This is a genomic window from Riemerella columbina, assembly GCF_030517065.1.
GTDB lineage: Bacteria > Bacteroidota > Bacteroidia > Flavobacteriales > Weeksellaceae > Riemerella > Riemerella columbina_A.
On record NZ_CP103950.1, the window covers coordinates 1,006,887 to 1,030,590 of the forward strand.

The 23,704-nt window shown below is 40.9% G+C and carries 21 protein-coding genes; 15 read left to right on the top strand and 6 right to left on the bottom strand.

Features of this window, described 5'->3' with window-relative positions; genetic code table 11:
• Positions 1–786, top strand: a complete 786-nt coding sequence (gene rlmB, locus NYR17_RS04855; protein WP_302506931.1) for a 23S rRNA (guanosine(2251)-2'-O)-methyltransferase RlmB — start codon at positions 1–3, stop codon at positions 784–786.
• Positions 787–843: 57 nt separating this feature from the next.
• Here rlmB and NYR17_RS04860 read toward each other — a convergent pair whose 3' ends face one another.
• From NYR17_RS04860 to NYR17_RS04880, 5 genes are all read right to left on the bottom strand, one after another.
• Positions 844–1,461 (bottom strand): inorganic pyrophosphatase, encoded by a 618-nt coding sequence (locus tag NYR17_RS04860; RefSeq protein WP_302506932.1) that lies wholly within the window; start codon positions 1,459–1,461, stop codon positions 844–846.
• A 13-nt stretch (positions 1,462–1,474) separates the two neighbouring features.
• The gene (locus tag NYR17_RS04865) at positions 1,475–1,984 is read right to left on the bottom strand and encodes a hypothetical protein (protein ID WP_302506934.1); all 510 of its coding nucleotides are present in this window, start codon (positions 1,982–1,984) and stop codon (positions 1,475–1,477) included.
• 177 nt (positions 1,985–2,161) lie between these two features.
• The gene (locus NYR17_RS04870; protein WP_302506935.1) at positions 2,162–4,405 is read right to left on the bottom strand and encodes a nitric-oxide reductase large subunit; all 2,244 of its coding nucleotides are present in this window, start codon (positions 4,403–4,405) and stop codon (positions 2,162–2,164) included.
• A 124-nt stretch (positions 4,406–4,529) separates the two neighbouring features.
• On the bottom strand, positions 4,530–5,255 hold the full coding sequence (gene ric, locus NYR17_RS04875) for an iron-sulfur cluster repair di-iron protein (RefSeq protein ID WP_302506937.1): 726 nt from the start codon (positions 5,253–5,255) through the stop codon (positions 4,530–4,532).
• Positions 5,256–5,329: 74 nt separating this feature from the next.
• On the bottom strand, positions 5,330–5,767 hold the full coding sequence (locus NYR17_RS04880) for an RrF2 family transcriptional regulator (RefSeq protein WP_018676395.1): 438 nt from the start codon (positions 5,765–5,767) through the stop codon (positions 5,330–5,332).
• A gap of 286 nt (positions 5,768–6,053) precedes the next feature.
• Between NYR17_RS04880 and NYR17_RS04885 the strand changes: the two genes are divergently transcribed.
• The 9 genes from NYR17_RS04885 to NYR17_RS04925 are packed head-to-tail and all read left to right on the top strand — an operon-like array spanning position 6,054 to position 14,198.
• Entirely contained in the window at positions 6,054–7,058 is a 1,005-nt protein-coding gene (locus NYR17_RS04885) for an AAA family ATPase (protein WP_302506939.1), read from the top strand.
• A 24-nt stretch (positions 7,059–7,082) separates the two neighbouring features.
• Positions 7,083–7,946 (top strand): DUF58 domain-containing protein, encoded by an 864-nt coding sequence (locus NYR17_RS04890; RefSeq protein WP_302506941.1) that lies wholly within the window; start codon positions 7,083–7,085, stop codon positions 7,944–7,946.
• Position 7,947: 1 nt separating this feature from the next.
• Entirely contained in the window at positions 7,948–8,850 is a 903-nt protein-coding gene (locus tag NYR17_RS04895; RefSeq protein WP_302506942.1) for a BatD family protein, read from the top strand.
• Positions 8,843–9,835, top strand: a complete 993-nt coding sequence (locus tag NYR17_RS04900; RefSeq protein WP_302506943.1) for a VWA domain-containing protein — start codon at positions 8,843–8,845, stop codon at positions 9,833–9,835. Before NYR17_RS04895 ends, NYR17_RS04900 begins: the two co-directional genes overlap by 8 nt.
• 16 nt (positions 9,836–9,851) lie before the next feature.
• Complete coding sequence (locus NYR17_RS04905; RefSeq protein ID WP_302506945.1) at positions 9,852–10,862, top strand: vWA domain-containing protein; 1,011 nt, start codon at positions 9,852–9,854, stop codon at positions 10,860–10,862.
• 23 nt (positions 10,863–10,885) lie between these two features.
• On the top strand, positions 10,886–11,656 hold the full coding sequence (locus tag NYR17_RS04910; protein ID WP_302506946.1) for a tetratricopeptide repeat protein: 771 nt from the start codon (positions 10,886–10,888) through the stop codon (positions 11,654–11,656).
• A complete protein-coding gene (locus NYR17_RS04915) occupies positions 11,656–13,353 on the top strand; it encodes a BatD family protein (RefSeq protein WP_302506947.1) in 1,698 nt (565 codons plus the stop codon). The genes NYR17_RS04910 and NYR17_RS04915 overlap by 1 nt, the downstream gene beginning before the upstream one ends.
• A gap of 35 nt (positions 13,354–13,388) precedes the next feature.
• Complete coding sequence (locus tag NYR17_RS04920) at positions 13,389–13,997, top strand: MarC family protein (protein WP_302506949.1); 609 nt, start codon at positions 13,389–13,391, stop codon at positions 13,995–13,997.
• 6 nt (positions 13,998–14,003) lie between these two features.
• On the top strand, positions 14,004–14,198 hold the full coding sequence (locus tag NYR17_RS04925; protein WP_302506951.1) for a hypothetical protein: 195 nt from the start codon (positions 14,004–14,006) through the stop codon (positions 14,196–14,198).
• Positions 14,199–14,245: 47 nt separating this feature from the next.
• Here the strand turns inward: NYR17_RS04925 and NYR17_RS04930 are convergent, their stop codons facing one another.
• Positions 14,246–14,761 carry a DUF6702 family protein gene (locus tag NYR17_RS04930; RefSeq protein WP_302506952.1) on the bottom strand — a complete coding sequence of 172 codons (516 nt, stop codon included), beginning with the start codon at positions 14,759–14,761 and terminating at the stop codon, positions 14,246–14,248.
• A gap of 105 nt (positions 14,762–14,866) precedes the next feature.
• Between NYR17_RS04930 and NYR17_RS04935 the strand changes: the two genes are divergently transcribed.
• The 5 genes from NYR17_RS04935 (at position 14,867) to NYR17_RS04955 (ending at position 23,701) form a co-directional block, all read left to right on the top strand.
• On the top strand, positions 14,867–15,445 hold the full coding sequence (locus tag NYR17_RS04935) for a HupE/UreJ family protein (protein ID WP_302506954.1): 579 nt from the start codon (positions 14,867–14,869) through the stop codon (positions 15,443–15,445).
• Positions 15,446–15,549: 104 nt separating this feature from the next.
• On the top strand, positions 15,550–17,316 hold the full coding sequence (locus NYR17_RS04940) for an aminopeptidase P family protein (RefSeq protein ID WP_302504632.1): 1,767 nt from the start codon (positions 15,550–15,552) through the stop codon (positions 17,314–17,316).
• Positions 17,317–17,397: 81 nt separating this feature from the next.
• Positions 17,398–18,795, top strand: coding sequence for a tRNA uridine-5-carboxymethylaminomethyl(34) synthesis GTPase MnmE (mnmE, locus tag NYR17_RS04945; RefSeq protein ID WP_302504633.1), 1,398 nt, complete (start codon positions 17,398–17,400; stop codon positions 18,793–18,795).
• A 169-nt stretch (positions 18,796–18,964) separates the two neighbouring features.
• Complete coding sequence (gene hsdR / locus NYR17_RS04950) at positions 18,965–22,234, top strand: type I restriction-modification system endonuclease (protein ID WP_302504634.1); 3,270 nt, start codon at positions 18,965–18,967, stop codon at positions 22,232–22,234.
• Between the two features lie 42 nt (positions 22,235–22,276).
• Positions 22,277–23,701, top strand: a complete 1,425-nt coding sequence (locus NYR17_RS04955) for an N-6 DNA methylase (protein WP_302504635.1) — start codon at positions 22,277–22,279, stop codon at positions 23,699–23,701.
• Positions 23,702–23,704 lie beyond the last annotated feature (3 nt).

Sequence of the window (23,704 nt, forward strand, 5' to 3'; positions counted from 1 at the left end):
ATGAAACCATATTCCCAAAAACCTCGCTACGAGAAAAAAGATAAAAAAGAAGACTTTATTTTTGGACTTCGTCCAGTGATAGAAGCCTTAGAGGCTGGAAAAACCATCGATAAAATTTTCCTTCAAAATGGCTTGCAAGGTCCTATCTATGCAGAATTAAAGGTGCTGATTGCTAAACATCAGCTTCGCCCTAATTATGTACCGATTGAAAAGCTCAACCGCTTTACCCGAAAAAATCACCAAGGTGTGGTGGCTTTTATCTCGGATATTCCGTTTTATCAGATAGAAACAGTGTTGCCAGAAGTCTTTGAGGCGGGCAGGATTCCGTTTTTAATCATTTTGGATAGACTGACCGATGTGCGGAATTTCGGTGCTATTGCGAGAACGGCGGAGTGCATTGGCGTTGATGCGATTATCATCCCTGAAAAAGGTGCGGCGCCTATCAATTCTGATGCTATTAAGACTTCGGCAGGGGCATTATATAATGTTAAAATCTGTAAGGAGAAAAATTTGGCACATACCGTAGGTTTTTTACAACAGTCTGGAGTTCTGGTATTTAGCGCTACAGAGAAAGCCGAAAAACTTATTTATGATGTTGATTTTAAAGTGCCAATGGCATTGGTGATGGGTAATGAGGAAAAAGGGATTTCTAAGGAAGTGCTTCATCATTCGGATGAGAAAATTAAGTTGCCTATTTTGGGAAAAACGCAATCGCTCAATGTTTCCGTGGCGTGTGGTGCTATCCTTTATGAAGCGGTTAGGCAGCGCTTGAGCGAACAGCATTAATTCTTTAATAGCTATAAAATATCCATAAAAAAACTGCCTCTTTGGGCAGTTTCTTTTTTATTTTTCTTCTCCGTAGTTGGTTTTATAATCTTTTAGAGAAGCTTCAATCACTTGTTTGGCGTGTTCTGCACCATAAGTTTCATCAATTCTGCAAGAGGCTTGCTCGTAAGGTAGATTTTTATAAGTGAGGAAGTAGTGTTTTAGCCTTTGTACTTCAGCTTCTGGAAGGTCAGAGATGTCTTTCATATGCCCATAAGCTTGGTCGCCCACCATCACTGCAATAATTTTATCATCAGCTTCGCCTTTGTCAATCATTTTAAACCCACCGATAGGGATGGCATCCATCAAAAGATTACCCGCGTGGATGTTGTGAGAGCTGAGCACGCAGATGTCCAACGGGTCGTGATCGCCCATAGTAACATCGGTAGCGCCGCTTTCTATCGCGAGTTTTTTCACTTCTTCATCGCAATAAGTTTGCGGCACAAAGCCATAAAGCGCAGGGATAATGTTAGAAAACTTCTGCGGTCTATCTACTTTTAGGTAACCACTTTCTTTGTCCACTTCGTATTTAATGGTGTCAGATGGAACAATTTCCACATAAACGGTCACCACATCTGGTGCTTTTTCGCCTGCCGAGATGCCGTGCCAAGGGTGTGCTTTGAATTTTGGAATCATTGTTTTTATATTTTTAATTTTTTGTTACTTCTTTTCTTAATAAATCAATAGTTTCTGTGATAAGGTCTTGTTTTTCTATATATTGTAGCAGAAATACCGTTTTATATTCTTCTAATGTCGCTTTGTCTTGAAGCTGTTCATAGCTGGTTTTCAATTGACTTAAAATGCTATTTTTAGCTTCTACAATTGCTTCCCAGAGGTCTTTTTTGATGTAAATTTGTTGAGAGATATTGTATTCAAACTCTTGGTTGATGCTCTTTTCTGTGAGGTATAAAAACTCGTGTGGCGCTAAATGATCATTAAAATTTTGAATTAAATACGCTGGCTTTATACGCTCCAAAAAGATGGCCATCCGCTCATACGCTTGGGTGGGAATGGTTGGTGTTTTCTGTAAACTTAGGAGTTTCAGCTCTTTATTCTTACTCTGCATATAAAAATACACCCACTGCCTCAATAAAACTAAAAAAGGCAGCGCTACAATCAGCACAAAGGCATACGGCAAATAAGAAATATAATTTTCCATCTGAAAAAATAGGCACAAATTTAATGATTTTTTATGAAAAAAGAGTGGGTTGATGGAGGAAATTACTTCAATTGATTTCTCGTACTTAATATTTTTTCTAATTTTCTCTTTTATTTCAAAAAAAAACAGCCCTATACAATAAAGTATAAAGCTGTTTTGTATCTGTTTAAATTCAGATTATCGTTTGTCTTTGAGTGACCAACCGGTTTTTAATCCGATGATGAAGGCTACCAAAAGCACTTCGCCTAAGGCCAATAAAATATCGCCAGGCACACGCATCCAGCGTAAGAAATTCATAATATCGGTTTGCATAAACTCAGCCGAACGGGCATACCAATAGCCTTCTTTTATCGAGGCGGCAGATTGCATAATGCCGATAGGTAAGATGCTCACGGTAACCATCACAAATAAACCGATGTTGGTCAGCCAGAAAGCCCAGCCTATCAATTTATCGTTCCAGTTTCTGTCAGGGTAGAGCCCGCGCAACACAAAGAGCATCAGCCCGATACCTAAAATTCCGTACACCCCAAATAAAGCCGCGTGACCGTGAACCGCCGTGGTATTAAGCCCTTGGAGGTAATACAATGCAATAGGAGGATTGATGGCGAACCCAAAGATACCCGCACCTAAGAAATTCCAAAAACACATCGCAATAAAACAGTAGATTGGCCATTTATAAGCTTGTATCCATCGGGTAGATTTGCTCACTTGATAGTTTTGATATGCCTCTATACCGATGAGCACCAAAGGAACAATTTCCAAGGCACTAAATGTCGCACCTAATGCCAATACCGAAGTAGGCGTAGCACTGAAATACAAGTGGTGGAAAGTTCCTAAAATACCACCTGCCAAGAAGACTATTGTGGAGAAAAGCACGGCGGTAGTTGCTGATTTTAAGCGAAGTAATCCCAATCGAGTAAATAAAAAGGCTGCCACGACTGTTGCAAATACTTCAAAGAAGCCTTCTACCCAAAGGTGTACCACCCACCATCTCCAATATTCGGCGATAGCCATATGGGTTTGTCTGCCGTACATCAATCCAGCGCCATAAAACATTGCGATGGCTACTGCAGAAAGGGTGAATAAAATCAACAAATGTCTATCGCCATCTTTTTTCTTAAGGGCTGGGAGCAAGGCTCTTACCATTAGGAATAACCATAAGAAAAGCCCCACGAGGAGTAAGATTTGCCAGATTCTACCGAGTTCCACATATTCATAACCTTGGTGCCCCCAGAGGAAATTATCCACCAAACCTAATTTTTGCATCACCCCAAACCATTGTCCTGCCAAGGAGCCCAAAACTACGATGAGTAAAGCACCAAACAGCACATTTACACCGAGAACTTGATATTTAGGTTCGTGTCCAGAAACAGCAGGAGCGATATACAGTCCTGTGGCGAGCCAAGAGGTAGCAATCCAGAAAATAGCCAACTGCACATGCCAACTTCTCGATACCGATTGAGGCAAGTATTCATCTAACGGGAAGCCATAGAACGCGCTACCTTCCACGCCATAGTGAGCGGTAATTACGCCTGCCAACATTTGCACCAAAATCAGTAATGCTACGACCCACACATATTTGAGGGTGGCACGCATAGAGGGCGTTGGTTTCATATTTCTAAGCGGATCTTCCAGCGGTAATTTTTCGTTCAGCTCTTCTTCTTTATTTTTGGCGTGGTAGAAAACCAATAATGCCACACCGACCAATAACAACAGCACACTAAATCCTGACCACAAGTGCAACGAAGTCGGTGGTGTGTTGCCAATCAGCGGTTCGTGAGGCCAGTTGTTGGTATAAGTTACCTCGTCGTTGGGTCTATTGGTGCTGCATACCCAAGTGCTCCACGCAAAGAAAGCGTTCATTTTCCGCATTCGCTCAGGGTCTTTTATCGTATTTTTAGGAATGGCATAGCTGTCCCGAAGCTTGTTCAGAGAGGCATCATTCATAAATAATTTTTGATAATATTGAGCCAATTCCTCCTGTACCATTGCTCGTTCTTTGCTGAGTACAATTTCGTTTTTAGCCTCATCAAAAGTATTTTTTCTGATCTCTTTTTTCAGAAGAGCTTGGTATCTGGCTTGCTCATCATCAGGGAGTTGAGCATAGGTCTTGCCATCTTTTTTCGCCAAAGCGTTCAGTAGCAAAGTGGCTTCTCTGTGGAGATAGTCCGCCGTCCAGTCGGGAGCGATGTAAGCACCATGTCCCCAAATACTCCCAACAGTCTGACCACCAATGGATTGCCAAACATTCTGTCCGTCTTTAATATCTTGTCCAGTCGCCAATACAGTGCCATCTTCAGAGATGATTTTGTCTGGGATGGGTGGTACATTTCTATAAATTTCTATTCCGAAGAAAATAAGTACGGCAAAGGAGCCGATAATCACGGCGGCGAGCCATTGCCAAAGTTTTCGTGGTGTCATAATGATCTGATTTTTAAGTGTTTTTTAATTTTTTTTAATAATAGGAATTGTCACTGTTATTTTAGATGAAAAAGCCAATTCTGCATATAAAGTATTTTTTTAAGTCATTAAAATTTTAAACTTTTTAACTGGATTGACGGAGTTCTTTTTCCAATGCGATGGCTTGCGGGAACAAAATATTATTCTCGATGTGGATATGCTTATGTAGGTCATTTTCAAACTCTTGCAACATTGCATAAGTAACTTGGTAGGTGTTGCACGCATCTGCTGGCGGAGTATAATCGTGGGTGAGTTGGGCAATGGTTCGGAAGCGTTCGCCCTCCACATCGTGTTCTTCTTTCATCATATCAACAGGATTTTCTACCGTTCCAAATTGGGCAGTAGGCACGGGTTGATGTATATATTTGGCTTTTACCAAATTTTTAATGAAAGGGAAGAGGATCAATTCTTCTTTTTTCAGATGGGCTGCCAGATCCTTTGCCGATTGGTCAAATTGAGCTTTGACTTCAAAAAGTTCAGGGTGGCGTTCGCCGTGCACTTTACAAAGTTTATCCAAAAAAGCTTGGATGATGGGCGTTTTTTCTTCCACATAGCGGTGGTGCATTTTTTCAATATAATCCACCAATAAATCCAGCGGAAAATGCTTAAAATCGATCTCTCCACCCGAGGTAGAGGGGAGGTTTTCCAGCTCGTGATAAATCTGCTGTGGCGAGATATTTTTGTCTTTGCAAGCGGCTTCTATGGTGCGTCTACCACGACAGCAGAAGTCTATTTTGTGTTTTTTGAAGACCGCAGCAGTTCTGAAATCCTCTGCTACAATCTCTCCAATGAGTTGATTTTGTAAGTCCATTGTATTAGTTATTTTTTTGATAATGATTTAAATTTTATTTCGGATAATTTTATCTTAAATTAAAATAAAAAAAACTATGAGATTAAGAGTTTGGTTTTCTGGTTTTTAACATCGGTTGCCATTTCCAAAAGCGTGGTGGAATCCAGCATTTTATTGATTTCGTTTCGCACTTGGGTATATTTAAAATGGAGTGGACAAGGGTTCTCATCGCCGCAAGAGAGGAAGCCCATACCGCACGCCGAAAACAGCATATTGCCATCAATGGCTTCTACAATGGCTTTCACTTTGATTTGGTTAAGGCGTTCTTTTTCAATCTCAAAACCGCCATATGGCCCCTTGACAGAGCGGATGATGTTGGCTTTGGTCAGTTGGCTCAAAATTTTAGCGGTAAATGCCTCGGGGCTACCGATATTTTCTACCACATCAGGGAGTTTTACCCGCCGATTTTGCATCGACTCTATTGCGATGAACACCGCTGCCTTAATCCCATATTTACACGCCTTGGAGAACATAAATCCACTGAATTGATACGGCAAAGGTACAACATAATTTTATTTCGGACAATTTTATCTGAAATAAATTATAATTTTTTATCGTAGGAATACCGAATGGAAAATATAGTAGCGAAGTGAAGGGGATAATGGTGTAAAAAATTTCAGATTATCATAAAAAGAGCTTTATTCTCTAATGAATGTTTTAATCGGAGATGTCTTTAACAAACTTTAACAGAATTTTAGCGAAAATTATTTTGAAAATCCCAGAGATTTATTGCAATTTTACCCCATATTTTTAGGAACAATGGCAGAATTACATCAAGCGGAAGAAATAAGAATTCTAAACGAAAAAGTACAAGTTCAAAATCACTATTTTAAACTTTTAAAAGAGGAAATTAACCAAGTGATTATTGGGCAATCTTATATGATAGATCGCCTACTCATCGGGCTTTTAGGGAATGGGCATATCCTTTTAGAAGGCGTACCAGGATTGGCAAAAACTTTAGCGATAAAAACCTTGTCAGAAGCGCTACAAGGGCAGTTTTCCAGAATCCAGTTTACGCCTGATTTACTACCTGCCGATGTGGTTGGGACGATGATTTATAATGTTAAAGACAACGATTTTAGCATTAAAAAAGGTCCTGTATTTGCAAATTTTGTCTTGGCAGATGAGATCAACCGTGCGCCAGCCAAAGTGCAGTCGGCATTGTTAGAGGTGATGCAAGAAAAGCAAGTCACCATAGGTGATGAAACCATGCAGATGCCGCGTCCTTTTTTGGTTATGGCAACGCAAAACCCCATAGACCAAGAGGGGACTTATCTACTCCCAGAGGCACAGACCGACCGTTTTATGCTCAAATGTACCATTGATTACCCTGATTTTGAGGAAGAAAGAAAGGTGATGCGGATGGTTTCCACTTCCGAAATTCCGAAGGTTAAGCCTGTGGTTTCCTTAGCGCAAGTAATGGAGGGCAAGGCACTGATCCATCAAATTTATCTTGATGAAAAAATAGAAAAATATATTTTGGATATGGTTTTTGCTACGCGTTATCCAGAGCGGTATGGGCTATCAGAACTGAAAAATTATATCAGCTTTGGGGCATCGCCGCGGGCTTCTATCAGTATGGCGATTGCCTCGCGGGCGTTGGCGTTTATTAAAGGTAGGGCATTTGTGATTCCTGAAGATGTTAAGGAAATTGCGCCAGATGTGCTCCGCCATAGAATAGGCTTAAGCTTTGAGGCAGAGGCAGAAAATGTAACTTCCGACCAGCTGATAGACCGCATTTTAGCGCGTGTGCAGGCGCCTTAAAACTCAATTCGTTTTTCAATAACAATGGAAGTTAAAGACATTATCAAAAAAGTAAGGCAGATAGAAATCCGCACTAAGAAAAGGACGGAAGCCGCTCTGATGGGGCAATATCATAGTTCCTTAAAAGGGCAAGGTATGGCATTTTCGGAGGTGCGGCAGTATCAGTTTGGAGATGATGTGCGGCGTATAGATTGGAATAAAACCGCGCGTTTCCGAGAGCCTTTTATCAAGGTAATGGAGGAGGAGCGGGAGCTGACCATTCTTCTGTTGGTGGATATTTCCGCCTCGATGAATTATGGCACACACACCGCATTAAAAAAGGAATACGCCGCAGAAATATGCGCAAGTTTGGGGTTTTCAGCGGCAGGAAATAACGATAAAGTCGGTTTGATTTTATTTGCTGATCAGGTTTACCACGCCATACCGCCACAAAAGGGGCGCAAGCATATTTTAACTTTGCTCAGCCATATTTTGTCCGCAGACGATGTACCTGCCAAAACCAATGTGGGCGCTGCATTAGAATATGTGATGAATGTTTTTAAAAAGAAATCGTTTTTATTTCTATTATCTGATTTTAATGATAAAATCAATGAGAAAACGCTAAGCATAGTGGCGAGAAAGCATCAATTGTTGGGTATTAGCATCGCTGATGAGAAAGATATGCAAATTCCAGAAGTGGGCTATGTACACTTTAAAGATGCGGAAACTGGGCAAACCATTTGGGTCAATACCTCTAATGCCCGTTTTAGATACCAATATACGGAGGAACAAAAGCAACATCAACAGAGCGTAAAGGAGCGTTTTCAGCGGAATTCGGCTCATTTTATTGCATTGCCTACAGGGGCAGATTATGCCACGGTGCTGTACCATTATTTTCAGAAAAAGTAAGATGAAGTTAAAAATTTATATTAGTTTCTTTTTGATGATGATTGGCATTTGGGGACAAGCTCAGACCTTGGCTTCTATGCTAAATAAAACCAAAGTAGCGTTGGGAGAGCCCGCCGTTCTCAAAATTAAAATCAGTAATTTAGAAGGGAAAGATGTGATAGCGGCACCCAAAAACGAGTTGTTACCATTTCATTTTGAGGAGATTAAAGATGAAATCAGCCAAGACTCTGATGAATATTCTCGGGTGATAGAATTTGCCATTTTTGAAGAAGGACACTTTAAAATTCCGCCGTTGGAGTTTAAGATTGGCGGAAAAATCCACACTACGATTCCTTATGAAGTGGAGGTGGTTAATACCGCTCAAAAAGATGACCAACTCCTTGATATTATGGATAATAAAAGGGTAGATTTAGGCTGGCGAGACTATTGGGATTTGTATAAAATCTATGTTTTAGGCGTGTTGGCAGCGTTGGCATTGGCTTATCTGATTTACTTTTTCATTAAATATGGAAGAAAAAAAATAGCGGAGTCCAAAACGCCAACCAACCAAACCTTGAAGGCTTTGGAGCAACTGAAAAAGAAAAAATACATCCAAAACGGCAATTATAGAAGCTTCTATGTGGAGCTGATTGACATTACCAGAGCGTTTTTAGAGGCGCAGTACCATATTCCTGCGGAAGTTTTGCTCACAGATGATTTAATTGCACTAATGAAAAAAGACAACAAAATAGCAAAAGAAAATGAACAAATCGTGGAAGCGGTGTTTCTGCGCGGTGATTTGGTGAAGTTTGCGAAAACCATTCCAGACCAAGATTTAATGGAAACCGATTACCAAGACATTGTCGATTTTGTGAAGCGCTCTTATCAAGATTTAGAATTTGAAAACCTAAGGAAAGATGTTTAATTTTGAGTTTCATAACCCGTGGTTTTTTCTGTTGTTCTTGGGCTTTATTCCATTGTTGTTGAGGGAAAAAGGCGCAAAGAATAAAAACACTGTGCTGGTGCCCACAACCGAGCATATGAAACCCAATAATCGCCTTAATATGGCGTTGGTTTTTCTGAAGATTTCTAAATATATCATCCTTTCGGCGCTGATTATCGCGATGGCACGCCCACGCACTTACAGCGTTTCTCAGGATAGAGATGAAACCAAGGGAGTGGATATTGTGCTATCTATTGATGTGTCGCTCAGTATGTTAGCGAAGGATTTGGGCCCCGACCGATTGACGGCGCTCAAGAAAATCGCCAAAACTTTTATAGAGCAAAGAGAAAATGATAGAATAGGGTTGGTGGAGTATTCTGGCGAGGCGTTTATGAAGGTGCCTTTAACTTCCGACCATCGCGTAGCGGTGGAGGAGTTGGCAAATTTTAGCCCTATGGATTTAGAGGGCGGAACCAACATCGGCGAGGGCTTAGCTGTGGCGGTCAATCACCTTAAAAATTCTAAAGCCAAAAGTAAAATTATCATCTTGATGACCGATGGCGTGAATACCATAGAAAACGCGATGCCACCGCAGGTTGCCGCAGAATTAGCCAAAAATAATGGCATTAAAGTCTACACCATTGGCATTGGGAGCAATGGGTTTGCGCTGATGCCTACACGGCAAGATATTTTCGGCGATTTGGTCTTCACGGAAGAGCCTGTCAAAATTGATGAATACACCCTGCAAGATATAGCGCAAATTACGGGTGGCAAGTACTTCCGTGCAACTTCTAACCAAAGTTTAGAGGCGGTGTATAAGGAAATAGATCAATTGGAAAAATCAAATATTAAGGTATCCAAAATTTATAATTATGAAGAGCATTTTCGCCCATGGCTTTGGGTGGCATTGGTATTCATTTTAATTGATGCCCTGTTACGTTGGCGGCTATTTAGGATTCTAAATTAAAAATTAAAAAGAAGTAATGGGTTGGTATTTAGATAATTACTGGTATTTGTTGTTGCTGTTACTCTTGTTGCCGCTGGGGTATGGGCTGTTTAGCTATGTGCGGTGGAAAATACGAGCACGCCGCCGTTTCGCAGAGGAAAGGTTTCAAGAAATGCTGTTGAGCCCGCTCAAACCAAGATACACCCAACTATTTTCGGTGATGTATCTGTTGGCGGTATTATTTCTGATTTTAGCTATGGTAGATGTGCTGGGAGGCAAGGAAGAAGTTAAAGTTCAGCAAAAAATGAACAATGTGGTGTTTTTAGTGGATTTATCCACTTCTATGAATGCGCAAGATGTGGGGAACGACAGGCTTTCGGTAGCTAAAAACATCGTTATTTCTACGATGCAAAGAATGAAAAATGATAGGGTAGGCTTGGTGGTTTTTGCTGGAGATGCACAATCGGTAATGCCGCTAACTACAGATTATACGGCAGCAGAGGGCTTTGTGGCAGGTTTAGAAACTTCGGTGATGCTACACCAAGGTACTGATTTTCAGAAGGGTGTGCAGGTTGCGGTGGAAAAGTTTAAAAACCTTGCGCCAAGCTCAGGGAAAATCGTCCTCATCAGCGATGGGGAAGACCACGAGGGCAACGAAGGTTCCGCCATTAAAGAAGCCGAAAAGAAAGGCGTTCAGATTATTAGCGTAGGGGTGGGCACGGCACAAGGAGCGCCCATTCCAGAATATGTATATGGGCAGTTGATGGGCTACAAAATGGATTTAATGGGCGAAACGGTAATTTCTAAGCGAGAGACCCAAGCTTTGCTCCAACTTTCTAACAGTACTGGCGGCATTTATATTGATGGTAATGAACCAGAAAAGGCTGTAGATCAAATTATTAAAGCCCTTAATCAGAATGCGAAAGGGAGCACCACGCTGGTACAATCCCAAACGGCGGTGCATTATTATCAATATTTTTTAATGGTGGCGTTCGTTTTATTTTTTATCATTTATTTAACAAATCCTAAGCGTGATTTTAACATTTAAAATCTTTATTTTTGCAGCTGTAAATGTTTAGAAGTCTTATCATTAGTGTTTATTTGGTATTGGGGTGTTTTGTTGCATCGGCGCAGAGCAACTATAATACGCTTATGTACAAGGGCAATCAGTCTTTTGATAAAAAAGATTATGACCAATCTGCCAATTATTTTTTAGAATCCTTAAAAAATAAAGATGATTTTGGTGGACATTATAATTTAGGCAATTCTTTTTATAAGAAAAAAATGTACCCCGAAGCCAAAGCGGAATATGAAAAAGCCTTAACAAAAAGCAAAAATCCACAAGATCAAGCGGCAGCGTATTATAATTTAGGAAATGTGGCAATGCAAAATAAAAACTACGAGCAAGCCGCAGAATTCTACAAAAAAGCCCTTAAGCAAGATGCTTATAATGAGGATATTAGGAAGAATTATGCCCTTTCTAAAATGAAGCAAAAAGAGAAGAATTCTCAAAATAAAAACCAAAAACAAGACTCAGAACAGAGCCAAGATCCTCAAAATCAGAAGGAGCAACCACAACAAGGCAATCCTCAAAATCAGTCTGAGCCTAACGAAAAGCAAAGCCAACAGGCACAAGGCGAAAATCAACAAAAACAAGGCAAAGGCGAGGGTGAGGACACGCAAAATAACGACCCTAAGCAACCTACACCCAACAGAGGCATTTCCAAAGAGCAGGAACAGCGCATTTTGCAACGCTTGGAGAGTAAGGAGCGAGAAACTGCCCGTCGCATTCTCAATAAAAATGGTTATATTAGCCCCAAAAGTAATGACAAAGATTGGTAATGATTAAACATTGGTGGCATATATTATTATGGTTTTGCTCGATGAACATTTATGGGCAAATCTCCTTTTATGCAGATACCGATGCGAAAGAAATAAAGCCCAACGAAGCGGTTAAATTCACCATTTTTCTCCAAATCAACGGGAATGAATATGTGCAAGAATCTTTATTGCAGCTGCCAGATTTTTCTAAATTTGATATTATTGATGATGGTTCTACACGGAATACTTTCATAGATCCTGCAAAAAACATTGCCGTGACTCAAGTGATGTACCAAGTTTTGCTTTACCCTAAAAAAGCGGGCAAAATCAAAATGGGGAGCGCCTTGGTGACCATCAATGGCAAAATCTATAAAACCGAGCCTTTTGATATTTTTGTAGAAGGGAGAAAAGAACCGCAGGCGCAAGCCAAAATCACAGATGAGGTGCAGCTTCGGCTGCAGCCTAAACTCAAAAAAGTCTACCAAAATCAACCGACGGTGGTGGTGCTTCGGGCGTATGCTAAAAATATAGATTACTTTCAAAAATTGACCGATGTTAAGCTGCCGCAAGAGGAAGGCGTTAAGTTTTATCCAATTTCTAAAACCTCAAACGAGATAGAACAAAACGATGGCAAACTGACGCTATCTCAGGTTTTGGGCGTTTATTTGGTGTTTTCTTCAAAAGGAGGCAATGTGGAAATTCCAGAAATCTCGGCAAAGGTCTCTAATGCAGGAAAAACGGAAACCCTCAACACAAAAAAACTCAATTTAAAGATAGAAAATCTACCGCCAGCTCCGTCATCCTTTAAAAATGCGGTGGGCGATTTTAAGCTCAGAACCAAAGTTTTAGATGAGCATCGATTGTTTCAGCTCAACCAGCCTGTGCATATTTCGGTTCGCTTGCGTGGCGTAGGGAATTTGAGTGAAATCCAACTTCCGCAGATTAAAGAAACCCCGAATTATAAGGTGTTTCCGCCTAAAATTACCAAGGATTTTAGACCTTCTCACGATGGGTTAAGGGGAGAGGTAACCGCAGATTATATCATCATTCCGAAAAAAACAGGCGATATTCAAGTGGATTTAGAGCCTTTTTCGTTCTTCAATCCTAAGAAAGAAATTTATGAAGAATTGCCAACAAAATCGTTGAGTTTTCAGGTGTCTAACGAACCTCAAAGTAATGGAAATGAGCCTGATAATACGATAGATAAAATGATTGACAATACCGCAAGTAGAATGTTGGATATGGTGCAAACACCAACCACAAAAGCGCCAAAACAACCCGTCAAAAGTCGGCTGCCTTATTGGCTCGGTGCCTTGTTTTTATCAATGATGGTGTGCATTGTGGCTTATATCTTGTGGCGAAAATCAAAAAATAAGAAAGCCTTAAAAACCAATTTGACACCAGTTTCAGAGGCATCATCATCTTTAAATTTAGAAGTGGAATACCATCAATTAAAAGAAGTGCTTGAGACTCAAAATTATACAGCATTTTTTGATGGAGTTGATCAAATTCAAGCCAAAACCAGAGCTTATCTGAATACTACGGCTTTTAATTTGGCTTCGGAGATAGAAAAGCGCTATGGCTATATTTTGGCAGATGAATACCGCACGCTGTGGTCTAAAATAGAAATGGAAAAATATGCACCTGTAAAAGATGAAGAGCGCCTAAACCAGTTGTATTACGAAATTATAAACTTGCATAATCGTATTATAGAATAATCATTTTTTATTCTTATTTTTGCAAAAAAATTAAAATGAATTTTATCGAAGATTTTTCTCTAAAGGAGTCTATGACCAGTTTTATGGTGCTATTTGCCGTGATTGATATTATCGGTTCTATCCCTATTATTGTCTCGCTGAGAAAGCGTTTTGGGCATATAGAATCAGAAAAAGCTGCTATTGTTTCTGGCGTTTTGATGATCTCGTTTCTTTTTATTGGGGATAAGTTGTTGCAATTCATTGGAGTGGATGTCAATTCCTTTGCTATTGCAGGGGCATTGGTGATTTTTGTGATTGCTTTGGAGATGATTTTAGGCATAGAAATTCACAAATCTGGAGAGGTTAATGCCGCTTCCATCGTACCGATTGCCTTTCCTTTGGTGGCAGGAGCAGGAACGCTGACCACTACGCTGTCTTTGCGTGCAGAGTACCACCCAATCAATATTATAGTGGGGATTTTATTTAATATTTTGGTGATTTATGTCGTGCTAAAATCGGCAAATTGGTTAGAACGAAAATTAGGAGATGCTACATTGATGATTTTTCAAAAAGTCTTCGGAATTATTCTATTGGCTATTTCTATTAAACTATTTACCGCTAATTTTGCGCAATTGATAACCAGTTATATTAACTTTAATATTTAATAAAAAATGAAGACAATATATAAAATATTTTTAATTCTTTTCATCTTGTTTATAGGGCTTAATCTCTATGCTATAGATTGGAGTTTAGGTATTATGGATGATGAAAATACCAAATTTATATTCTCTATTTCCGCCGCTATATTAGGGATTTTGTTCACTTTTGTGATGAACACTTGGAGTCACCTAAGACAGAAAAAATAAAATACAAAAAAAGCATTCTCAAAAATTGAATGAGAATGCTTTTTTATTTAAAATATTTGATAAAGATACCGTTGCGGATAATCTATTTTTTTGCTCTGCCTTTTTCCGTTGACCGTAATATGGACAATATGGCTTTGGTCATCGTAGAGGTTGTAGATAGCACTTAGAGCAATTTCCACTTTCTGGGGCGTTTTTATAGGCTCGGTTTCCATATAAATGAGCACGGCTTCGCTTTTCTCCTCATAGCCGAGAAAACTGTACGAAATCACCTTTTGATTGACTTTTATTTTGAAATGATTTCTAAAATATTGCTCTAAAATCTCCTTAGTTTTAGATTGTTGTTGAGGTTCTAAAAAGTGAATACTCTTTGCAGATTCTGCATTGACTGCTGCCTCTAAATCATCGATGAAAAACTTACCAATCATCTCAAATCGTTCGGTTTTAGCATTATATTTTATATCCATAGACCCTACATGGTACGGATGTTTATCAGCACCGAATGCCAATTGATGAATTAGAATAAAAATAAGAATAATGCAATATTGAAGCTGATTTTTTAACATATTGTAATTTTATTTGAAAGGTAATAAAATGCACTGAAATTCCATCTTACCGATGATACAAATGTAAAAATAATTTTGTATAATCGCAGAGTAAAAATTCAAAGAATGTCAGATTTTCTATTTTACCTTCAATTAGGTTGGGAGCACATTATCAGCACCGATGCTCTGGACCATCAATTGTTTATCTGGGCGCTGGTCATCGTTTATACCATTAAGGATTTTAAGTCGCTTTTGATTTTGGTGACCGCTTTTACCATAGGACATTCTTTAACACTGGTTTTGAGTGTTTTAGATGTGGTGAGGTTGTCAAGTGCGTGGGTGGAATTTCTGATTCCCTGCACCATTATGCTGACTGCTTTAGACAATATTATTTTTAAAAATCAAGGTGGACGGCGGATGTGGTTCAACTATTTATTAGCGCTAAGTTTTGGCTTTATCCACGGAATGGGTTTTGCCAACACAGTGCGGATGATGCTGGCACAAGAACAGAGCATAGGAATTCCACTTTTAGGCTTTAATATTGGGTTAGAATTGGGGCAGCTGGCAGCCGTAGCCATCATTATTCTCATAGATGTGGTAATGATTAAAGGGCTGAAAATCCCGCGTTCGTGGTGGGTTAAAGCTACTTCGCTTATTGTGTTCTTATGGGCGGCAACAATGGCTTGGGAGCGACTACCTTTCTAAAAAATGAAGTTCGCTACTTTTAGAAAATCAAGGTAAATTTTGCCTCAAATTATTTGAACCTTATTTTAAATTTTCTTAAATTTACCATCTTAAAATTTTAAAAAATGACAGTTTTAGAGAAAATAGCCGCATTGCGTGGCAAGATGAAAGAGCAAAATATCTCTACATTTATCGTCTTTTCTGCAGACCCTCATATGAGTGAATATTTACCCAAAGAATGGGAGGAAAGAGCTTGGTTATCAGGGTTTACGGGCTCTGCGGGCTTTGTGGTAATTACTGAAAATAAAGCCGCTTTGTGGACAGATGGGCGTTATTTTGTGCAGGCACCACAGGAGTTGGAAGGCTCAGGCATCGTGCTGATGAAAGACGGCGTAGAGGGCACGCCTCATTATATTGATTGGATAAAATCTGAGGTGCCAAACGGAGGTAAAGTGGCTGTTAATGCTCTGGCAACGGCGCACGCCCAATGGGAAGCTTTAGAACAAGCCTTAGCGAGCAAGCAGATTCAGCTGGTAGATGCACCGCTTCTCAAAGAAATTTGGACGGACAGACCAGCGCCATCTAAAAACGAGATTTTTGTCCATCCATTAAAATGGGCAGGGCAGTCGGTGGAGGATAAATTGGCTGCCATTCATCAAAAAATGGAGGAAAAAGGCGCCTCTGTACATATCATCAGCAGTTTAGATGATGTGGCGTGGACTCTCAATTTAAGAGGAAGCGATGTCAATTGTAACCCTGTATTTGTGGGCTATATTGTCCTCACTAAAAATGAAAATGTCCTCTTTGTAGACTTAGAAAAACTCAGCGTAGAAGCCAGAAAACAACTGGATGAAGCGAATGTGAAAATGATGCCTTACGAAGAATTTTTCCACTATCTTCAGCATTTTAAAAACGAAAATATCCTCATCTCGCCACAGTCTAATCAGTCTATTTTCAAGGCTTTAGAAGGCAATGCAATTCAGCTTTCTGCCGCACCTGGCAACCTGATGAAAGCCCAAAAGAACGCTACAGAATTAGAAGGATTCCGCACGGTGATGGTGAGAGATGGCGTAGCGATGGTTAAATTTCTCCACTGGCTGAAACACAATGTAGGGCGAGAGCCAATGACGGAATATTCTATTGGCAAAAAATTAAAATCTTTCCGTGCTGAGGGCGAAAATTTTGTCGGAGAAAGCTTTGGAAGCATCATCGGTTATTTAGGCAATGGTGCTATTGTCCATTATTCCGCTAAGGCAGACACTTGCAAAGAGGTTTTGGCGGAAGGCAGCATCCTCATCGATTCAGGAGGTCAATATTTGGAAGGAACCACGGACATCACGCGTACTGTGGCGCTGGGCGAGGTTTCTCAGGAGTTTAAAGATGATTGTACGCTGGTTTTAAAGGGGATGATACAACTTTCTATGGTTAAATTTCCGAAGGGAACGCGCGGGGTTCATTTAGATGCCATCGCACGGCTTCCACTTTGGCAAAAAGGTAAAGATTATGCCCATGGTACGGGACACGGCGTGGGTAGTTTTATGAATGTTCACGAAGGTCCTCAGAATATCCGCAAAGATATGAACCCTCAGGAATTATTGCCAGGGATGGTATGTTCCAATGAACCAGGGTTTTACCTTGAAAATGCGTATGGTATCCGCCACGAAAATCTTATTGCCGTGAAGGAAGTAGAGCGAACGCCATTCGGAACTTTTTACGATTTTGAAACCTTGACCATATGCCCATTTGATACGGCAGCCCTCAACCCGAATTTACTGACCGATGTAGAGCGCGAGTGGCTAAATGATTACCACCGTTGGTGCGAAACTTCATTAGCGCCACATCTATCAGGCGAGGTAAAAGAATGGTTTTTACAAATCGTGAAACCAATTTAAATAACTGATTTTTAATATTTTATCAAAGCCAAGATGACTTCTGTCGCCTTGGCTTTGGCTACACTTTATAACGAGATTAAAATGAAAACTCACGACACCATAGTAGCCCTTGCTACGGCGCCAGGAGCGGGGGCGATTGCCGTTATTCGCGTTTCGGGGAAGGAGGCGGTTGCCCTTGTGGAACCTATTTTTGAGGCAAAAAACCGAGTGAAACTCAGTCGGCAGGCATCGCATTCGGTGCAGTTGGGGTGGATCAAAGACCAAAATCGCCTGATTGATGAGGCTTTGGTGAGTGTGTTCCACGGCAATCGTTCGTACACGGGCGAACCTACGGTGGAAATTTCGTGCCACGGAAGCCCGTATATTCAGCAGGAAATCATCAATTTATTGCTTCGCCAAGGCTGCCGAATGGCACAGGCTGGGGAGTTTACGCTGCGGGCGTTCATCAACGGAAAAATGGATTTGAGCCAAGCCGAAGCCGTTGCCGACCTCATTGCCAGCGACAACGAAGCGAGCCACCAACTGGCGATGCAACAGATGCGAGGCGGTTTTACCAACGAAATTCAGGAGCTGCGGACGGAATTGCTCAATTTTGCCTCCCTCATCGAGCTGGAACTGGATTTTGCGGAGGAAGATGTGGAGTTTGCCGACCGCTCGCAGTTTTTGGCATTGGTGGCACGGATTCAGAAGGCGCTCAACCGCCTCATCGACTCTTTTGCGGTGGGCAATGTGCTGAAAAACGGCATTCCCGTGGCTATTGTCGGCGAGCCCAATGTGGGCAAATCGACCCTTCTGAACGCCCTGCTGAACGAGGAGCGAGCCATTGTGAGCGACATTGCGGGCACCACGCGAGACACCATCGAGGACGAGATTGCCATCGGCGGCGTGGGCTTCCGTTTTATCGATACGGCGGGCATTCGTGAGACCACCGACACCATCGAGGAACTGGGCATCAAAAAGACCTTTGAGAAGATGCAGCAGGCACAGATTGTGGTCTATCTTTTTGATGTGAAACGGGTTCAAAATCAGCAACTTTCGGTAGCGGGAATACAGTTGGAAATCGCTAAAATCCGAGAGCAGTTTCCGCATAAACCTCTGGTGGTCATCGCCAACAAAATGGATTTGCTTTCGACGGAAGAACAGCACGAACTTCAAAGCCACATTTCAGACTTGATTTTGCTCTCAGCCAAAGAAAAACAAGGCGTGGAAGTGCTTAAAAATCAGCTCTTAAAGTTCGTCAACACGGGTGTTCTCAAAAGCAATGATGCCATCGTAACCAACGCCCGCCACTACGACGCTCTCCTGAAAGCCCAACAAGCGATGCAGCAAGTTCAAGAGGGGCTTAACTTGGGCATCACTGGCGATTTACTGGCGATAGACATTCGCGAAGCTCTCTACCATTTCGGCGAAATCACTGGCGAAATCACCAACGACGAACTTTTGGGCAATATCTTTTCGAATTTCTGCATCGGGAAGTGATTTTTTTGAGGGGAGGTTATGAGGAATAAAAAAATTAGAAATAAACGATCTAAAATATCGCTGCTCACTCAAAAAAACTCCAAAATTCCTGCTATAGAAATTAAAAAAAACAGTATTTTCGCATATACTTCTCATAATATAGAAGATGAAGAAATAAAAAATGACGATTATGGCTTCTAATTTTATCTTTTTGGAAAAAGACTATGCTCTTCTTTATCAAATAGCAAATTTATCGGAGAAATATTTGTATTCAGATCCGAATACTTGTATGTTCAAATTGCGACAGTTCAGTGAGATGATGGTCAATGAGATTTACCAAATAGAACATATTCCGTTGCCTATGGAGTCGCACCAAGCCAATAAAATCAATACGCTGAGAAGGGAAGGGATGATAGAGCCCATCATTGCTGATATGTTGCATCAGTTACGCCTCAAAGGGAATGATGCTGTGCATTCGGTGTATGCTTCGGCGGAAACGGCAGAAACACTGCTCCGAATGGCTTATAAGTTGGCACGCTGGTTTGCACTGTCGTATGGAGAGGGCACGCAGGGGCATTCGGCATTTGTGTTGCCTGAGAAAAATACCCTTTCTATCGATGTGCTGAAGCAGGAAAAGGAAGCCCAAGAGCAGGAAATTAAAGCCTTGCAAAAAGCCGTACTTCAGCTTCAAAAACAGAAAGATTATATAGAGGAAAGTCAGTCTAAAGCATTTATTTCCAAGCAGAAAGAACGCGTGAGCCAATCTCGGCGCTATGCTGGGGAACTAACCCTCTCCGAAGCCGAAACCCGAAAAATTATTGATAGTCAGTTGCAGGAAGCAGGTTGGGAAGCCGACTCCGAACTTTTGAAATATTCCAAAGGCACTCGCCCACAGAAAGGAAGAAATTTAGCCATTGCAGAGTTTCCTACCGAGAAGGGAAGAGCCGATTATGCCCTTTTTGCAGGGTTAAAATTGGTGGGCATTGTGGAAGCCAAATCCGAGAGCAAAGATGTTTCTGGCATTATCGTAAATCAGTGTAAAGACTATGCAACCAGCATAAAACCAGAGCATTCCGACTATGTGATCCAAAATTGGGGAGCCTATCAGGTGCCTTTTGTTTTTGCTACCAATGGACGAAAATACCTCAAACAATTGGAAACCAAGTCTGGCATTTGGTTTTTGGATACCCGCCAGAGCGATAATATTCCGAAGGCGTTGCAGCATTGGAAAAGTCCGCAAGGGTTGTTAGAAGATTTGGAAAAAGACATTGAAAAAGCCAACCGAGAACTCTCGGAAACTTCCTATGATTTGCTGCGAGATAAGGACGGATTGAACCTCCGTGAGTACCAAATAAAAGCGGTGGAAGCGGTGGAGCAAAGCCTTTTTAAGGGCAAGCAATCCATTTTGGTATCAATGGCAACGGGAACAGGGAAAACCCGCACTATTTTAGCGATGATTTATCGTTTTTTGAAAACTAAACGCTTCAAAAGAATTCTCTTTTTGGTTGATCGAAATTCACTGGGAACACAAGCCCACGATGTTTTTAAAGAAGTAAAAATAGAAGAGCTGCAAACGCTTAATAACATTTACAATATCAAGAAGTTAGAAGACAAAACCATCGATAGAGAAACCAAAATCCATATGAGCACTGTGCAGGCGATGGTCAAGCGTTTGTTGTATAATGAGGACGGCAATCCTCCGCTGGTTTCGGATTATGATTTGGTGATTATAGATGAAGCACACAGAGGCTATACCCTTGATAGAGAGGTGGATGACGATGAGCTGGAGTTTCGCAATCAAGAAGATTTCATCAGTAAATACCGAATGGTGATAGAGTATTTTGACGCTGTAAAAATAGCCGTAACGGCAACGCCTGCCCTGCATACTTCCGAAATTTTTGGGAAAGCCGTGTTTGAATATTCTTACAGAGAGGCGGTGTTAGACGGTTATTTGGTGGATTATAATATCCCTAAACAAATCCGGACGGAATTGAGCGAAGAGGGCATTCATTATAAAAAAGGCGAAACCATTCAGGTTTTTGATGCCGAAAAAAATGAAATTATTGATTTTTCTGAGCTTGAAGATGAACTGGATTTTGATATAGACCAATTTAACAAAAAAGTCATCGTAGAGAGTTTTAATCGAGTGGTGCTTGAGGATATTGCGCAACATATTGACCCTGAGGGAGATGGTAAAACGCTGATTTTTGCGGTTGATGATAACCACGCTGATTTGATTGTAAAAATCCTCAAAGAAATTTATGCCGAGCAAGGCGTAGACCACGAGGCGATTAAGAAAATCACGGGTAGCATTGGCGATAAAAACCGAGTGGCACAAGCCATCAAGGAGTTTAAAAACGAAAAATACCCTAATATTGTGGTAACCGTAGATTTATTAACCACAGGAATTGATGTAGAAACCATCACCACTTTGGTATTTTTACGACGGGTAAAATCAAGGATTTTGTTTATGCAAATGCTGGGGAGAGCCACGCGTTTATGCCCAAGAATAGGCAAGGAAAGCTTTGATATTTATGACCCTGTCGGCGTTTTTGAAAGCATTATTGATGTAACGGATATGAAACCTGTGGTGGTCAATCCTACCATGAGTTTGGAAGATCTTCAAACAGGAATACAGCGTGCCAAAGATGAGGATACGCTCAAAAAATATGTCAATCAGTTGGTAGGAAGGCTGCAAAGGCGTGCCAAAAATATCATTGATGAAGATAAAGAATATTTTCTAAATATCACGCAAGGAGTTGATGTACAGGAGTTTATCAAAGAATTGAAAAGCTTGCCAGCGGAGCATATCAAAACCTTTGTGCAAGAACATAGCGAGCCGATTCAGCATCTATTTCATTCCTCACCCAAGCGTAGAATTTCTCATTATAAAGTGATTAGCGATAAGCCCGACCGAGTGTCAGAACGCTTTGAAGGCTATGGAAAAATGGCAGAACGCCCAGCGGATTATATCGAAGAATTTAAAACCTTTATCACCGAAAATCAAAATAAAATAGCGGCACTCACCGTGCTTTGCACGCGCCCCAAAGACCTGACCCGCACCGAATTGAAAAAACTACATATGGAATTGGACAACGCAGGGTATCGCATCAATGAGGTCAATAAAGCGTGGAATCAGGTTAAAAATGTGGAGATTATCACGGATATTATTGGATTGGTTCGCACGATGGCTTTGGGCAGCACTTTGGTGGATTATAGCACACGGCTGGAAAATGCATTTGCCAAACTCAAAGAAAATCATCAGTTTAGCAAAATAGAAGAACGCTGGTTAGACCTGATTGAGAAGCATTTGAGAAAAGAACAATTTATCGACCGTGAGAGTTTTGAGGTAGGCGCTTTTAAAAACAAAGGAGGTTTTGAAAAAATCAATAAAGCATTTAAAAATCAGTTAAATAGCATTATTGATGAGTTGAAAACTTATCTATTCGAAACCGCATAAAAAAATCAATTATATATAATAAAATATCCAAAAAAATAGGAAATGAATAACCAAGAAATAGTATCAAAATTGTGGCAATTGTGTAATGTATTGAGAGATGACGGCATCACCTACCATCAATATGTAACGGAACTGACCTATATTTTGTTCTTAAAAATGGCAAAAGAAACCACCACCGAAGCCGAAATTCCAGAAGAATACCGTTGGGATCAGTTGGTTACCAAAGACGGCATTGCCCTCAAAAAGTTTTATAAAGAACTTTTGGAGCATTTGGGCGAACGCTGTACTGGGCGGGTGCGAGAGATTTACGCTGGGGCACAAACCAATATCGAGGAGCCTCGGAATTTAGAAAGAATCATCAAAACTATCGATGAGTTGGATTGGTATTCTGCCAAAGAAGAAGGTTTGGGCAATTTGTACGAAGGGCTTTTGGAGAAGAATGCCAGTGAGAAAAAATCAGGGGCAGGGCAATATTTTACCCCTCGGGTGCTGATTGATGTGATGACGGAGCTGATCAATCCTCAGGCTGGCGAACGCTGTAACGACCCTGCTTGCGGTACTTTTGGCTTTATGATTGCTGCCGATCGACACATTAAAAACCAAACCGATGACCTGTTTGACCTCTCGGAAAAAGAACAAGAATTCCAAATCAATGAAGCCTTTACAGGCGGAGAGCTCGTGCACGAAACCCACCGCTTGGCACTGATGAATGCGATGCTCCACGATATTAAAGGTCATATAAAATTAGGCGATACCCTCTCTTCGGAAGGAAAAAATATGATGGGCTTTGATGTGGTGCTAACCAATCCACCCTTTGGTACCAAGAAAGGCGGCGAGCGGGCAACGCGTGATGATTTGACTTTCTCAACCTCTAATAAGCAGCTCAATTTTTTGCAACATATCTACCGAAGCCTCAACACCAATGGGCGTGCTGGCGTGGTATTGCCCGATAATGTTCTCTTTGTAGATGGCGAGGGCGAAAATATCCGCAAAGACCTGATGAACAAATGCAATCTGCATACTATTTTGCGGCTGCCGACAGGAATTTTTTATGCTCAGGGTGTGAAAACCAATGTTTTATTCTTCACCAAAGGAAAAACCGAAAAAAATAATACCCAAGAGGTTTGGTTTTATGATTTGCGAAGCAATATGCCCAATTTTGGCAAAACCAATCCGCTGAAATACGAGCATTTTGAAGAATTTATCCAAAACTATTGCGGGGATGATAGAAGCCAGCGGAAAGAAACCTATTCCGAAGAAAATCCGAAAGGGCGTTGGCGAAAATACACCATCGACGAAATTATGGCGAGAGACAAAACCAGCCTTGATATTACTTGGATAAAGCAAGGCGAAGAAACCGAAGATATTCCCCTCGATGAGTTGTTGGAAAACATAGAAGAAAAAGCCACCAACATTATGGAGGCGGTAGAGAAGTTAAAAGCCATTTTTGAGGCACCTCAAAGCTAAACA

Coding starts and splice junctions, on each gene's coding strand:
- rlmB (WP_302506931.1), top strand. CDS start 1: ATGAAACCATATTCCCAAAAACCTCGCTACGAGAAAAAAGATAAAAAA.
- NYR17_RS04860 (WP_302506932.1), bottom strand. CDS start 1,461: ATGATTCCAAAATTCAAAGCACACCCTTGGCACGGCATCTCGGCAGGC.
- NYR17_RS04865 (WP_302506934.1), bottom strand. CDS start 1,984: ATGGAAAATTATATTTCTTATTTGCCGTATGCCTTTGTGCTGATTGTA.
- NYR17_RS04870 (WP_302506935.1), bottom strand. CDS start 4,405: ATGACACCACGAAAACTTTGGCAATGGCTCGCCGCCGTGATTATCGGC.
- ric (WP_302506937.1), bottom strand. CDS start 5,255: ATGGACTTACAAAATCAACTCATTGGAGAGATTGTAGCAGAGGATTTC.
- NYR17_RS04880 (WP_018676395.1), bottom strand. CDS start 5,767: ATGTTCTCCAAGGCGTGTAAATATGGGATTAAGGCAGCGGTGTTCATC.
- NYR17_RS04885 (WP_302506939.1), top strand. CDS start 6,054: ATGGCAGAATTACATCAAGCGGAAGAAATAAGAATTCTAAACGAAAAA.
- NYR17_RS04890 (WP_302506941.1), top strand. CDS start 7,083: ATGGAAGTTAAAGACATTATCAAAAAAGTAAGGCAGATAGAAATCCGC.
- NYR17_RS04895 (WP_302506942.1), top strand. CDS start 7,948: ATGAAGTTAAAAATTTATATTAGTTTCTTTTTGATGATGATTGGCATT.
- NYR17_RS04900 (WP_302506943.1), top strand. CDS start 8,843: ATGTTTAATTTTGAGTTTCATAACCCGTGGTTTTTTCTGTTGTTCTTG.
- NYR17_RS04905 (WP_302506945.1), top strand. CDS start 9,852: ATGGGTTGGTATTTAGATAATTACTGGTATTTGTTGTTGCTGTTACTC.
- NYR17_RS04910 (WP_302506946.1), top strand. CDS start 10,886: ATGTTTAGAAGTCTTATCATTAGTGTTTATTTGGTATTGGGGTGTTTT.
- NYR17_RS04915 (WP_302506947.1), top strand. CDS start 11,656: ATGATTAAACATTGGTGGCATATATTATTATGGTTTTGCTCGATGAAC.
- NYR17_RS04920 (WP_302506949.1), top strand. CDS start 13,389: ATGAATTTTATCGAAGATTTTTCTCTAAAGGAGTCTATGACCAGTTTT.
- NYR17_RS04925 (WP_302506951.1), top strand. CDS start 14,004: ATGAAGACAATATATAAAATATTTTTAATTCTTTTCATCTTGTTTATA.
- NYR17_RS04930 (WP_302506952.1), bottom strand. CDS start 14,761: ATGTTAAAAAATCAGCTTCAATATTGCATTATTCTTATTTTTATTCTA.
- NYR17_RS04935 (WP_302506954.1), top strand. CDS start 14,867: ATGTCAGATTTTCTATTTTACCTTCAATTAGGTTGGGAGCACATTATC.
- NYR17_RS04940 (WP_302504632.1), top strand. CDS start 15,550: ATGACAGTTTTAGAGAAAATAGCCGCATTGCGTGGCAAGATGAAAGAG.
- mnmE (WP_302504633.1), top strand. CDS start 17,398: ATGAAAACTCACGACACCATAGTAGCCCTTGCTACGGCGCCAGGAGCG.
- hsdR (WP_302504634.1), top strand. CDS start 18,965: ATGGCTTCTAATTTTATCTTTTTGGAAAAAGACTATGCTCTTCTTTAT.
- NYR17_RS04955 (WP_302504635.1), top strand. CDS start 22,277: ATGAATAACCAAGAAATAGTATCAAAATTGTGGCAATTGTGTAATGTA.